Genomic DNA, 12,924 nt, shown 5'->3' with positions numbered 1-12,924 from the left:
AATCTCCCTTCTGTTAATGAATAAAGGGTAACACTGTCAGCAGGATGAAACTACGAGAGGGGTGGGAATTGGGAAGGCGCCTCGCAAAAGCGAGGCGCACAGGTTTAATCGCAGGTCACAATTTTCATGGCCAGCCCGCCGCGAGAGGTTTCGCGGTATTTGGCATTCATATCTTTGCCGGTCTCGTACATGGTTTCGATAACCTTATCGAGGCAAACGCGCGGCTCACTGGTACGGCGCAGGGCCATCCGCGCGGCGTTCACCGCTTTAACGGAGGCAATCGCGTTACGCTCGATGCACGGTACCTGCACCTGACCAGCAACCGGGTCACAGGTCAGTCCGAGGTTGTGCTCCATGCCGATTTCCGCCGCGATACAGACCTGCGTTGGGCTACCGCCCAGCAGTTCCGTCAGACCCGCTGCCGCCATGGAACAAGCCACGCCGACTTCACCCTGGCAGCCCACTTCAGCGCCAGAGATCGAGGCATTCATCTTATACAGTGAGCCAATCGCGCTGGTGACGAGCAGATAGCGCGCCAGCGAGTTAGCGTTCACTTCACGGATAAACTTATCGTAGTACGCCAGCACCGCCGGAACGATACCGCACGCGCCGTTAGTCGGTGCGGTAACCACACGCCCGCCAGCGGCGTTTTCTTCGTTAACCGCCAGCGCGAACATGTTGATCCAGTCAACGACCGCCATCGGGTCGGTGGTGGTTTTATCAGTGCTCACTAACATACGACGCAATGCCGCAGCACGACGCGGCACGCGCAGTTTGCCCGGCAGCACGCCTTCGGTGGTGATGCCGCGCTCGATACCGCCGCGCATCACATCCCAGACGTTTTGGAAGTGCTGTTCCAGCTCTTCTTTGCTGTGTAACGCCAGCTCATTTTTCATCATCAGACCAGAAAGTGACAAGCCGCTTTCCTGACAATGACGCTGTAAATCCGCCGCATTTTTGTACGGGTAAGGTACCTCAACGGAAGAGTTGCTGGCCTGACCAAAGTGGTCTTCGTCGACGATAAAACCGCCGCCGATGGAGTAATAGGTTTGGCTGTAAATCGCCTTTTCGCCTGCCAGCGCGGTAATACGCATACCGTTCTCATGCTGGGAGAGGTTGTCGGCATGGAAGTTCATGCACTTATCAACCGGGAACTCGACTTCATGGTCACCGTTTGCCAGCAGCAGGCGGCCATGAGTATTCACGTCCTGAATGAATCCAGGAATTGCGTCAATATCAACGGTGTCCGGCAGATTCCCCGCCAGGCCCATAATAATGGCGATGTCAGTATGGTGGCCTTTACCCGTCAGAGACAGGGAGCCGTAAACATCGACAACCACGCGTGTGACGTCGTGCAGAATGCCGCGTGAAATCAAGTCATCCGTGAATTGTTTACCGGCTTTCATTGGCCCGACAGTATGAGAGCTGGAAGGTCCAATACCGATTTTGAAGATATCGAATACGCTAATCATGATGCGTCCCTTGCTATCAGTCAGAGGAGGAGTGCGCCGTCCGAAGACGGCGCACGAGGTATTAGCTGAACAGAGAGAAGAAAATCGCGGAGATGGCAATCAGACCCATAATCACAACGAAGACGTTGCTGATGTGGCCGCTGTATTTACGCATTGCCGGGACTTTCTGAATCGCGTACATCGGCATCAGGAACAGAATCATCGCGATGATTGGACCGCCCAGGGTTTCGATCATGCCGAGGATGCTCGGGTTCATGGTCGCCACAGCCCAGGTCGTCAACAGCATGAACAGTGCAGTGATTTTGTTCAGTTTGTTAACTTCAATGCTTTTGCCTTTACCGCGCAGGGATTTGATCACCATACCGTTAAAGCCTTCACGTGCGCCAAGGTAGTGGCCGAGGAAGGATTTAGTGATAGCGATAATCGCGATAATTGGCGCCATCCAGGCAATCAGCGGTGCGTTAAAGTGGTTAGCCAGGTAAGACAGAATCGAGATATTCTGTGCTTTCGCTGCTGCCAGATCCGCCGGGGAGAGGCTCAGTACGCAGCTGAATACGAAGAACATTACGGTAATAACCATCATGATGTGAGCGCGAGCCAGGATGCTGGAGCACTTCTTCTCTGCGCCCTGACCGTACTCTTCACGTTTCGCCACAGCGAAAGAGGAGATGATTGGGGAGTGGTTGAAGGAGAAGACCATCACCGGAATCGCCAGCCACAGAGTCATCAACAGGCCGTTACCGGTTGCCGATGCGCTGCTCAGGGAGAGGGTTTCCAGCGCTGCACCGTTCCACTGTGGAACCAGGTAGAAAGCCAGCACCATCAGGGCAATCACGAACGGGAACACCAGAACGCTCATCGCTTTAACGATCATCTGCTCGCCGAAACGAACGATGGTCATCATACCCACGATCAGGATCAGAGACAGAATAGCGCGCGGTGGTGGCGTCATGTGCAGCTGGTGCGTCATGAAGCTTTCAACGGTGTTGGTAATCGCCACGCTGTAAACCAGCAGAATCGGGTAAATCGCGAAGAAGTAAAGCAGGGTAATCAGTTTACCTGCGCCAACGCCGAAGTGCTCTTCAACAACTTCAGTGATGTCTTCGCCTGGGTTTTTACCGGACAGCACAAAACGGGTCAGGCCGCGGTGTGCAAAGTAAGTCATCGGGAAGGCAATGATAGCCATGATGATCAGCGGAATCAGACCGCCAACGCCTGCGTTGATCGGCAGGAACAGGACACCTGCGCCGATTGCTGTACCGTACAGGCCCAGCATCCACATGGTGTCCGTTTTGCGCCATCCACTTCGGGATTCTGTCGAAGCAATGGTGCTGGTTTGAGTGGTTTCCATCTATTTCTCCTGGAGGAAGCAATTAGTCAGGCTTTTTAGTCAATTCCGATGAAAAAGGGCCCGACGGTAATATGAAATTCGTTCAATGACGGTTTTTTTATAATTTTTGCCCGTAACTATTGGCGGGCGGAAAGATACATTTAAGTAATGAATGTATCAGTGATCCTGATCCCAAATGCAATAATCCACTTTTGAAGTGGGCATATTTAGACCAAAAAACTGTTAATAAAACGTCAAAGCGGATTTACGGGCGCGAAGGCTACCATTAACGACATACGGCGTGAAAGATCGGACAGCGAGATACGTGGCTTCCGCTGTAAAGATGGCGATTTTTAGTTTTTTCTTGCAGGTAATTTGGATTAAGGCTGATAAATCACGGTTTGAAAATCAAGGTAATCGTTTGCGTCCGTGTCGGAAATGTAAATAAGATAAGTAATGCCTATGTTTTATCAGAAGAAATGAAAAAGCCGGGCAGTGCCCGGCTTAAATTGAGTGAAAGCAACTGATGGTCAGGCGCAAATCTCGTAACAGGGGATATAGGCCGAGCCGGGCAGCTTCATACGGTGCTGGGCGACAAAGCCCTGCAGCAGATCGTCCATGCGGCGCATCATCTGGCTGTCGCCGTGGATTTTGTACGGACCGAACTCTTCGATGGCGCGAATGCCTACCTCTTTCACGTTACCGGCCACGATGCCGGAGAACGCACGACGCAGATCCGCGGCCAGCACTTCAACGGGCTGATCCGGATACAGTTTCAGGTTTGCCATATTCTCGTGGGATGGTTCGAACGGCTTCTGAAGGTCTGGCGCGATACGAATCGACCAGTTAAAGCTGTACGCATCGCCCGTATCACGGCGGTTCTCTTTGACCAGCGGCATGGCCTTTTTCATCTGACGCGCCACTTCTGCCGCATCGTCAATGATAATGCGGTAGTGGCTGCGCGCCGCTTCGCCCAGGGTGTGCACGATAAACTCGTCCAGCACGCGGAAGTAATCGGCACTCTCTTTTGGCCCGGTCAGGATAAGCGGCAAGACCTGATTTTTATTCGCCGGGTTCATCAGAATACCCAGCAGATAAAGCAGCTCTTCCGCCGTTCCGACGCCGCCCGGGAAGATAATGATCCCGTGTGCGATACGCACGAAGGCTTCGAGACGTTTCTCGATATCCGGCATGATGATCAGCTCATTCACCAGCGGGTTCGGTGGCTCGGCCGCGATAATGGAAGGTTCCGTCATACCAATGAAACGGCCTTCTTTATAGCGCTGCTGCGCGTGGCCGACCGCTGCGCCTTTCATTGGCGCTTCCATCGCGCCAGGACCACAACCGGTGCAGATATTCAGTTCGCGCAGGCCGAGCTGGGTGCCTACGCGGCGTGCGTAGAGATATTCAGTTTCGTTAATGGAGTGGCCGCCCCAGCAGACAACCATGTTAGGTGCCTCGCCAACGTGCAGAGCGCGAGCATTACGCAGGATGGAAAAGACCAGGTTAGTCATGTGTGCCGAGCTTTCCAGATTAAGGTGCTGGAAGCGCCCGGCATTGTGAATTTGTCCGTTAACAAACAGGATGTCGCGCAACACGGCGAACAGGTTGGCCTGCAGAGAGCGAATGATCCGCCCATCAACAAAGGCCTCTTCCGGCGGATTTATCACTTCAAGCTTCACGCCACGCTCGCGGCGCAACACGTTGATATCAAAGCTTTCAAAGCGAGACAGCAACTCTTTACTGTTATCTGTCAGACTTCCGGAGTTCAGAACGGCAAGTGAACAGTTGCGAAACAGTTGATACAGGTCACTGCTGGCCGTGCGTTTAAGCATGTCCACTTCCAGCTGCGACAACATATCCATTGAGCCAAGCGGGCTAATATGTGTAATCAAGTGAGCTCCTTACGGGATAAAGATCTTCTTTCCCTGCTGATTACAATAGCCCTGGCTTATGACGTTTCACAACCTTAGACGCGGAATACAGCCCGCATATTTCACAAATTTACTGACGAACCAGGCGTCCGGTGGCCGGAACAAAGTCGGTATTGGTGCGCCACGGGTTAATGTCCAGCCCGCCGCGACGGGTGTAACGGGCGTATACGCTCAGTTTCTCCGGCTGGCAGAAGCGCTGGATATCATTGAAGATGCGCTCGACGCACTGCTCGTGAAACTCGTTGTGATGGCGGAACGACACCAGATAACGCAGCAGTTTTTCCCGGTCAATTTTCGGGCCGCGATACTGAATTTGCACTGAGCCCCAGTCAGGCTGGTGGGTGATCAGACAGTTGGATTTCAGCAGGTGGCTGACCAGCGTCTCTTCAACGACTTTTTCGCCCGCCGCGTCTTGCAGATAATCGGTGCTGAATTCGTAGCTCTCAATTTCGATTTCCTGATCGTCAATGCAGGTGCCGTGGAAATGCGCCACTGGCTGACCTTCCAGCTCACTCAGACGATACAGCGCCACGGTCACGTCACCCTGCGCGCAGGCACTCAGATCGCGCGCCAGCGTACGCTGCACCTTCTCCCAGGAGTCAAAACGTGTCTGGTTAAAGCTGTTGAGATAGAGCTTAAAGCTTTTGGACTCCACCAGATTCACGCTGGCGTAATCCAGCTCAACGTGGCCCACGGCGACCTGCGGCAAACCGCGCGCGTTGAGCCAGGAGAGTTCGTAAAGCGTCCAGATATCACCGCCGACAAACGGCAGTGCATCCGCGGACAGGCCAAGCGGATCGCGGTTCAGGCTGCGTGGAACGCCCTGCAGCAGAGTGGCGTCGTAGGTATCGCGGTAATCAGTGGTTTTGCCCAGCGTTAAGCCTGATAACGCCTGATGATTTTCGTAAGACATGTTTCATTGTCACTTTGCAGGTAAACTATAGGCACAAGTTTATCCTGTCTTACGTGAAGAGAGAAATCGGTGGATATTGAGACTGCAAATGCCCTGACAGCGTTCACTGCGCGCTACTGCGATGCATGGCATCAACAGCATGACACATGGCCGCAAAGTGAAGAGTTATACGGCGTGCCGTCCCCGTGCATTATTACGACGCTCGACGATAAAATCATCTGGCAGCCACAGCCCTTCACAGAACAGCAGAATGTAAATGCGGTTGAGCGCGCCATGGACATTGTGGTACAACCAGCCGTTCATGCGTTTTACACCACACAGTTTGCCGGGGATATGCGCGCACGTTTCGGCAATCAAACGATGATGCTGCTACAGACCTGGAGCGAAGAGGATTTCCAGCGAGTTCAGGAGAACTTGATTGGACATCTGGTGACGCAAAAACGCCTGAAGCTTGCACCGACGCTGTTTATCGCGACGCTCGACAGCGAACTGGATGTGATCGCTGTTGCTAACCTGAACGGCGAAGTGATCAAAGAGACGCTCGGCACCCGCAAACGCGATGTTCTCGCCCCCTCACTTGCGGCATTCCTTAATCAGCTCGACCCCGTTTTGTAATCCGTTATGCTACAGACTTTGTGAGAGATCTCTTACAAGGCTTGTGAGAGATCGCCGTCATATAACCGCATGACGTAATCAGTTATTCATTTAATAACGATTTATTTCATATGGTTAGATTGTAAATGCCGCGTTGTCATCGCAACAGTGATAACGGTAAGCCTGATTAGGTGGGTTGTAAGACGAAGCGTAATAGGGGATTCTATATCCCGTCGACAGGATGACGACACGAGAAACGAACATCAGGATGATGACGTTACTCACACAGGACACGTCAGGATGGCGCGGCAGGAAGGCTTCAGGACTGAAGCAAAAGGATCACGCAGGATGCGTAAGGGACACCTCCAGGACGGAGAATGAGAACCGGACATGATGCCCGGTGGGTCAGGAAGGCCAGGACGTTTCATGATGAAACATTCACATCAGGATGATGTGAGCAGGATGCGCGGTTACGGACGATCAGGCCTCACGGCCACTGGAAAAGTTGTCACGGACGAGCAGGGAGCACAAATTGTAGCTGGAATGCTGCGAAACGAACCGGGAGCACTGTTTATACAGTGCTCCCTTTTTTTATTTCTGCGCCCCGGAATGCTATGCTGCGCGCCGTTCAGTTTTTCAGTTGAGGTTTTTATGACGCATAACGACAGCGTTCGTGCGCAGTTGCACGCTATCGAAGCTCTGATGCGCCTCCATCAGCTGTGGCAGGAAACGGCGCCGCAGCAAGAGGCTTTCGCCAGCACCCAGCCATTCTGTCTGGACACCCTTGAGCCGTTTGAATGGCTGCAGTGGGTGCTTATCCCGCGCCTGCACGCGCTGCTGGATGGTGGCCATCCGCTGCCCCACGATTTTGCCATCTGCCCGTATTATGAAATGGCGCTTGATGCGCAGCACCCGGCGCGCGATGTCGTGCTGATCGAACTGCAACGCCTGGACACGCTGTTTTCCGGCGGCCAGGCATGACCATTGAGATCCTCTACCAGGACGAGTGGCTGGTCGCGGTCAACAAACCGTCTGGCTGGCTGGTTCACCGTAGCTGGCTGGATCGCGATGAGAAAGTGGTGGTGATGCAAACCGTGCGTGACCAGATTGGTCAGCACGTGTTTACCGTCCACCGTCTTGATAGGCCTACCTCAGGCGTCCTGTTGATGGGGCTTTCCAGCGAAGCCGGACGCCTTTTATCTCAGCAGTTCGAACAGCATCAGATTCAAAAACGTTATCACGCCATCGTGCGCGGCTGGCTGATGGACGAAGCGACGCTTGATTATCCGCTGGTCGAAGAGCTGGATAAAATCGCCGATAAATTTGCCCGTGACGATAAAGAGCCGCAGCCTGCGGTGACAGATTATCGCGGTCTGGCGACGGTCGAAATGCCCGTTGCCACGGGTAAATTCCCGACCACGCGCTACGGGCTGGTGGAGCTTGAGCCTCATACCGGGCGCAAGCACCAGCTGCGTCGCCATCTCTCCCATCTGCGTCATCCGATCATTGGCGACAGCAAGCACGGCGATTTGCGCCAGAACCGCAGCGCCGCGGAGCATTTTGGCTGCAACCGCCTGATGCTGCACGCCAGCCAACTCAGCCTGACCCACCCCTTTACCGGCGAGCCGCTGGTGATCCGTGCGGGGCTGGATGACGTCTGGATGCAGGCGCTGTCACAGTTTGGCTGGATGGGACAACTCCCCGAAAATGAAAGGGTTGAGTTTGTGGCGAGCAACGTTCAGGATGAACAGCAATAGCGATAATGAAGGGAGTGAAGCATGGCTGAAGTAGGCATTTTTGTCGGCACAATGTACGGTAACTCGCTGCTGGTGGCCGAGGAGGCCGAGGCGATTCTGTTAAGTCAGGGTCATAAAGCGACGGTCTATGAAGATCCGACTCTTTCCGACTGGGAAAAATATAAAGATCAGTACGTGCTGGTGGTGACGTCAACAACCGGGCAGGGCGATCTGCCAGACAGCATTGTGCCGCTCTTCCAGGCAATCAAAGACACGTTGGGCTATCAGCCCGATACGCGCTATGGCATTATCGCCCTCGGTGACAGCAGCTACACCCATTTCTGCGGGGGCGGTAAGCAGTTTGACGCTCTGCTGCAGGAGCAAAGCGCGCAGCGCGTGGGTGAGATGCTGCTGATCGACGCCGGTGAACACCCGGAGCCAGAAAGCGAATCTAATCCATGGGTTGAGCAGTGGGGCGCGTTGCTCAAATAACCCTTCGCCGGGGGGCTGTTACGCCTTACCCGGCCTCAAACCTCGGCCTACAATGTAGGCCTGCGCAAGCGCAGCGCCGCCAGGTAATCTGGCTCACATTCTTCCCCATTTTCGTGAACCATCTTCCACTCCCCTGGGCTTTTGCCACAAACAACCTCCAACTCGTGCGCCAATGTTGTGTTGATGCACGGTGAGGCTGCTGCCTCCTCTTACATATACTTTTCCCGTCAGTTACCAAAAAAAGCAGTTAGAAACCATAAAACGGCTCTGATCCGTACCAGAAATGCCGTACCAAAACTGCAAAACACTAACCTCTCATTCTGATTACCCTACAGGTTATGTCGTACAGAATGAACCTGGCGCAAGCCAAGATTCAGGAGTGCAACAATGAGTACATTAAGCCAAGCGGCGAGTAGCGCTGAGAAGCGCACCAATGCTCGCTACTGGATAGTGGTGATGCTGTTTATCGTCACGTCCTTCAACTATGGCGACCGCGCCACGCTGTCGATTGCCGGCTCTGAAATGGCAAAAGACATCGGGCTTGATCCGGTCGGCATGGGATATGTCTTCTCCGCATTTTCTTGGGCCTATGTGATTGGCCAAATCCCCGGCGGCTGGCTGCTTGACCGCTTCGGTTCCAAACGCGTTTACTTCTGGTCCATCTTTATCTGGTCGATGTTTACCCTGCTGCAGGGTTTCGTCGATATTTTCAGCGGCTTCGGCATTATCGTTGCCCTCTTTACCTTACGTTTCCTGGTCGGGCTGGCAGAAGCGCCCTCCTTCCCTGGCAACAGCCGCATCGTCGCGGCCTGGTTCCCGGCGCAGGAGAGGGGCACGGCGGTGGCGATTTTTAACTCCGCCCAGTATTTCGCGACGGTCATTTTCGCGCCGATTATGGGCTGGCTGACCCACGAAGTGGGCTGGTCACACGTCTTCTTCTTTATGGGCGGACTGGGGATCATCATCAGCTTTGTCTGGCTAAAAGTGATCCACGAACCGAATCAACATCCGGGCGTGAACAAGAAAGAGCTGGAGTACATCGCTGAAGGTGGTGCGCTGATCAACATGGATCAGAAAAACGACAAGGCCAAAGTGCCGTTCAGCCAGAAGTGGGGCCAGATCAAACAGCTGATTGGCTCACGGATGATGATTGGCATCTACCTTGGGCAATACTGCATTAACGCCTTAACCTACTTTTTCATCACCTGGTTCCCGGTCTATCTGGTGCAGGCGCGCGGAATGTCGATTCTGAAAGCGGGCTTTGTGGCCTCGGTTCCGGCGGTGTGCGGCTTTATCGGTGGCGTGCTGGGCGGGGTGATCTCCGACTGGCTGATGCGCCGCACCGGTTCGCTGAATATCGCGCGTAAAACCCCGATCGTACTGGGCATGCTGCTCTCCATGACGATGGTGTTCTGCAACTATGTGAGTGCCGAATGGATGATTATTGGCTTTATGGCGATGGCCTTCTTTGGCAAAGGGATTGGTGCGCTGGGCTGGGCGGTGATGGCAGATACCGCGCCGAAAGAGATCAGCGGCCTGAGTGGCGGTCTGTTCAATATGTTCGGTAACATTTCCGGCATCGTTACCCCTATCGCCATCGGCTACATCGTTGGGACCACCGGCTCCTTCAATGGCGCACTGATTTACGTGGGTGTCCACGCGCTGGTGGCGGTTCTCAGCTATCTGGTGCTGGTGGGCGACATCAAACGCGTTGAGCTGAAACCGGTCGCGGGGCGTGCATGATGAATACACAGTCAAGTCCAGTCATTACCGACATGCAGGTCATTCCGGTGGCCGGTTACGACAGCATGCTGCTCAACATCGGGGGTGCCCATAACGCGTACTTTACGCGCAATATTGTGGTGCTCACGGATAACGCCGGGAATACTGGCGTCGGTGAAGCGCCTGGCGGTGAGGTGATTCTCCAGACTCTGCTGGACGCCGTTCCGATGGTTGTCGGCCAGCAGATCGCGCGTCTGAACAAGGTGGTGCAGCAGGTACACAAAGGCAATCAGGCCGCCGATTTTGATACCTTCGGCAAAGGGGCCTGGACGTTCGAGCTGCGGGTGAATGCAGTGGCTGCGCTCGAAGCGGCGCTACTCGATCTGCTCGGTAAAGCGCTGAACGTGCCGGTGTGCGAACTGCTGGGGCCGGGCAAACAGCGTGATGCCGTCACTGTGCTCGGGTATCTGTTCTACGTGGGCGATCGCAAGAAAACCGATCTGCCCTATCTCTCCAGCACGCCGGGCAATCATGACTGGTATCACCTGCGTCATCAGGAAGCGCTCACCAGCGAGGCGGTGGTTCGCTTAGCCGAGGCGGCACAGGATCGCTACGGCTTTAAGGATTTCAAACTCAAGGGCGGCGTCCTGCCTGGCGAGCAGGAGATCGACAGCGCCCGAGCCCTGAAAAAGCGTTTCCCGGATGCGCGAATCACCGTTGACCCTAACGGTGCCTGGCGACTGGACGAGGCGATTTCGCTCTGCAAAGGGCTTAACGACGTGCTCACTTACGCGGAAGATCCGTGCGGGGCCGAGCAGGGTTTCTCCGGTCGCGAAGTGATGGCGGAATTTCGCCGCGCGACAGGGCTGCCGGTGGCAACCAATATGATCGCCACGAACTGGCGCGAAATGGGCCACGCGGTGATGCTCAATTCCGTGGACATTCCGCTGGCAGACCCGCACTTTTGGACGCTCTCCGGCGCGGTGCGTGTCGCGCAGCTGTGCGACGACTGGGGCCTGACCTGGGGCTGTCACTCGAATAACCATTTCGATATCTCACTGGCGATGTTTACGCATGTGGGGGCCGCGGCTCCCGGCACACCAACGGCTATCGATACGCACTGGATCTGGCAGGAGGGCGACGCGCGCCTGACCAAAAATCCGCTGGAGATAAAAGACGGCAAGATTGCCGTCCCGGATGCGCCGGGGCTGGGCGTGGAGCTGGACTGGGATCAGATCCACAAGGCCCACGCGCTGTACAAGACGCTGCCATGTGGCGCGCGCAACGACGCAGGCCCAATGCAGTATCTCGTTCCCGGCTGGACATTTGACCGCAAACGCCCGGCGTTTGGTCGTCACTAATTAAAAGGATTGCACCATGACCACTTTCTCTACTCCTGTCGTCACTGCCATGCAGATTGTTCCCGTCGCGGGCCACGACAGCATGCTGATGAACCTGAGCGGCGCCCATGCTCCGTTCTTTACCCGCAACATTGTGATTATCAAAGATAACTCCGGCCACACGGGCGTGGGTGAAATTCCTGGCGGCGAGAAAATCCGCAAAACCCTGGAAGAGGCGATCCCGCTGGTGGTGGGCAAAACCCTGGGCGAGTACAAAAATGTTTTAAACGCCGTGCGCGCTACTTTTGCTGATCGTGATGCGGGCGGACGTGGGCTGCAAACCTTCGATCTGCGTACTACCATTCACGTGGTGACGGGGATCGAAGCCGCGATGCTGGATCTGCTGGGGCAGCATTTAGGGGTTAACGTGGCGTCGCTGCTGGGGGAAGGTCAGCAGCGCAGTGAAGTCGAGATGCTCGGCTATCTGTTCTTCGTCGGCGATCGCAAACTCACGCCTTTGGCGTACCAGAGCCAGCCGGACGAAAAATGCGACTGGTATCGCCTTCGTCACGATGAAGCCATGACGCCAGATGCGGTGGTACGCCTTGCGGAAGCCGCTTACGAGAAATACGGCTTTAACGATTTCAAACTGAAAGGCGGTGTGCTGGCGGGCGAAGAAGAGGCCGAGTCGATTGTCGCGCTGGCGAAACGCTTCCCACAGGCGCGCGTAACGCTGGATCCGAACGGGGCCTGGTCGCTTAATGAAGCGATCGGCATCGGCAAACAGCTGAAAGGCGTACTGGCGTATGCAGAAGATCCGTGCGGTGCGGAGCAGGGCTTCTCCGGACGTGAGGTGATGGCCGAGTTCCGTCGCGCCACCGGGCTGCCAACGGCGACCAATATGATCGCCACCGACTGGCGTCAGATGGGCCATACGCTGTCGCTGCAGTCGGTTGATATTCCACTGGCGGACCCGCACTTCTGGACAATGCAAGGCTCCGTGCGCGTGGCGCAGATGTGCCATGAGTTCGGGCTGACCTGGGGCTCGCACTCCAACAACCACTTTGATATTTCACTGGCGATGTTCACCCATGTGGCCGCCGCCGCGCCAGGCAACATTACGGCGATTGATACTCACTGGATCTGGCAGGAGGGCAATCAGCGCCTGACCAAACAGCCGTTCGAAATCAAAGGCGGAATGGTGCAAGTGCCGACCACGCCGGGTCTGGGCGTAGAGCTGGATATGGATCAACTGATGAAAGCGCACGAACTGTATCAGAAGCATGGCCTGGGCGCGCGCGACGACGCGATGGCGATGCAGTATCTCATCCCGGACTGGACGTTTAACAACAAGCGACCGTGCATGGTGCGCTAAGTGTGAATGCCGGTTC

General features: G+C 55.2%; 11 protein-coding genes. 7 read left to right on the top strand and 4 right to left on the bottom strand.

Features of this window, described 5'->3' with window-relative positions:
* Window positions 1-104: 104 nt before the first annotated feature.
* From C0560_RS16570 to queF, 4 genes are all read right to left on the bottom strand, one after another.
* On the bottom strand, window positions 105-1,472 hold the full coding sequence (locus C0560_RS16570) for an L-serine ammonia-lyase (RefSeq protein ID WP_248859087.1): 1,368 nt from the start codon (window positions 1,470-1,472) through the stop codon (window positions 105-107).
* A gap of 61 nt (window positions 1,473-1,533) precedes the next feature.
* Window positions 1,534-2,823, bottom strand: coding sequence for an HAAAP family serine/threonine permease (locus C0560_RS16565; RefSeq protein WP_100779106.1), 1,290 nt, complete (start codon window positions 2,821-2,823; stop codon window positions 1,534-1,536).
* A 509-nt stretch (window positions 2,824-3,332) separates the two neighbouring features.
* Window positions 3,333-4,697, bottom strand: a complete 1,365-nt coding sequence (gene ppnN, locus C0560_RS16560; RefSeq protein WP_102104660.1) for a nucleotide 5'-monophosphate nucleosidase PpnN — start codon at window positions 4,695-4,697, stop codon at window positions 3,333-3,335.
* Window positions 4,698-4,806: 109 nt separating this feature from the next.
* Entirely contained in the window at window positions 4,807-5,649 is an 843-nt protein-coding gene (gene queF, locus C0560_RS16555) for an NADPH-dependent 7-cyano-7-deazaguanine reductase QueF (protein WP_248859086.1), read from the bottom strand.
* Between the two features lie 69 nt (window positions 5,650-5,718).
* Between queF and syd the strand changes: the two genes are divergently transcribed.
* The 7 genes from syd (at window position 5,719) to gudD (ending at window position 12,908) form a co-directional block, all read left to right on the top strand.
* Window positions 5,719-6,264, top strand: a complete 546-nt coding sequence (gene syd, locus C0560_RS16550; RefSeq protein ID WP_248859085.1) for a SecY-interacting protein — start codon at window positions 5,719-5,721, stop codon at window positions 6,262-6,264.
* Between the two features lie 630 nt (window positions 6,265-6,894).
* Complete coding sequence (locus C0560_RS16545) at window positions 6,895-7,224, top strand: YqcC family protein (protein WP_102104849.1); 330 nt, start codon at window positions 6,895-6,897, stop codon at window positions 7,222-7,224.
* Window positions 7,221-8,000: a tRNA pseudouridine(65) synthase TruC gene (gene truC, locus C0560_RS16540; protein ID WP_231275102.1), complete on the top strand. Its 780-nt coding sequence runs from the start codon at window positions 7,221-7,223 to the stop codon at window positions 7,998-8,000. The genes C0560_RS16545 and truC overlap by 4 nt, the downstream gene beginning before the upstream one ends.
* Window positions 8,001-8,021: 21 nt before the next feature.
* Entirely contained in the window at window positions 8,022-8,471 is a 450-nt protein-coding gene (locus C0560_RS16535) for a flavodoxin (protein ID WP_100779111.1), read from the top strand.
* Window positions 8,472-8,858: 387 nt separating this feature from the next.
* Window positions 8,859-10,214 (top strand): galactarate/glucarate/glycerate transporter GudP, encoded by a 1,356-nt coding sequence (gudP, locus tag C0560_RS16530; RefSeq protein ID WP_102104656.1) that lies wholly within the window; start codon window positions 8,859-8,861, stop codon window positions 10,212-10,214.
* The gene (locus C0560_RS16525; protein WP_248860296.1) at window positions 10,214-11,554 is read left to right on the top strand and encodes a glucarate dehydratase family protein; all 1,341 of its coding nucleotides are present in this window, start codon (window positions 10,214-10,216) and stop codon (window positions 11,552-11,554) included. The genes gudP and C0560_RS16525 overlap by 1 nt, the downstream gene beginning before the upstream one ends.
* A gap of 16 nt (window positions 11,555-11,570) precedes the next feature.
* Window positions 11,571-12,908, top strand: a complete 1,338-nt coding sequence (gene gudD / locus C0560_RS16520; protein ID WP_100779113.1) for a glucarate dehydratase — start codon at window positions 11,571-11,573, stop codon at window positions 12,906-12,908.
* The last annotated feature ends 16 nt before the right edge of the window (window positions 12,909-12,924 follow it).

It is taken from the genome of Lelliottia sp. AC1 (genome assembly GCF_023278595.1).
Taxonomy (GTDB): Bacteria; Pseudomonadota; Gammaproteobacteria; order Enterobacterales; family Enterobacteriaceae; genus Enterobacter; species Enterobacter nimipressuralis.
The sequence above is the reverse complement of the archived record's forward strand: the minus strand, read 5'-3'. Positions and strand labels throughout refer to the sequence as shown.

Coding starts and splice junctions, on each gene's coding strand:
- C0560_RS16570 (WP_248859087.1), bottom strand. CDS start 1,472: ATGATTAGCGTATTCGATATCTTCAAAATCGGTATTGGACCTTCCAGC.
- C0560_RS16565 (WP_100779106.1), bottom strand. CDS start 2,823: ATGGAAACCACTCAAACCAGCACCATTGCTTCGACAGAATCCCGAAGT.
- queF (WP_248859086.1), bottom strand. CDS start 5,649: ATGTCTTACGAAAATCATCAGGCGTTATCAGGCTTAACGCTGGGCAAA.
- C0560_RS16545 (WP_102104849.1), top strand. CDS start 6,895: ATGACGCATAACGACAGCGTTCGTGCGCAGTTGCACGCTATCGAAGCT.
- truC (WP_231275102.1), top strand. CDS start 7,221: ATGACCATTGAGATCCTCTACCAGGACGAGTGGCTGGTCGCGGTCAAC.
- C0560_RS16535 (WP_100779111.1), top strand. CDS start 8,022: ATGGCTGAAGTAGGCATTTTTGTCGGCACAATGTACGGTAACTCGCTG.
- gudP (WP_102104656.1), top strand. CDS start 8,859: ATGAGTACATTAAGCCAAGCGGCGAGTAGCGCTGAGAAGCGCACCAAT.
- C0560_RS16525 (WP_248860296.1), top strand. CDS start 10,214: ATGAATACACAGTCAAGTCCAGTCATTACCGACATGCAGGTCATTCCG.
- gudD (WP_100779113.1), top strand. CDS start 11,571: ATGACCACTTTCTCTACTCCTGTCGTCACTGCCATGCAGATTGTTCCC.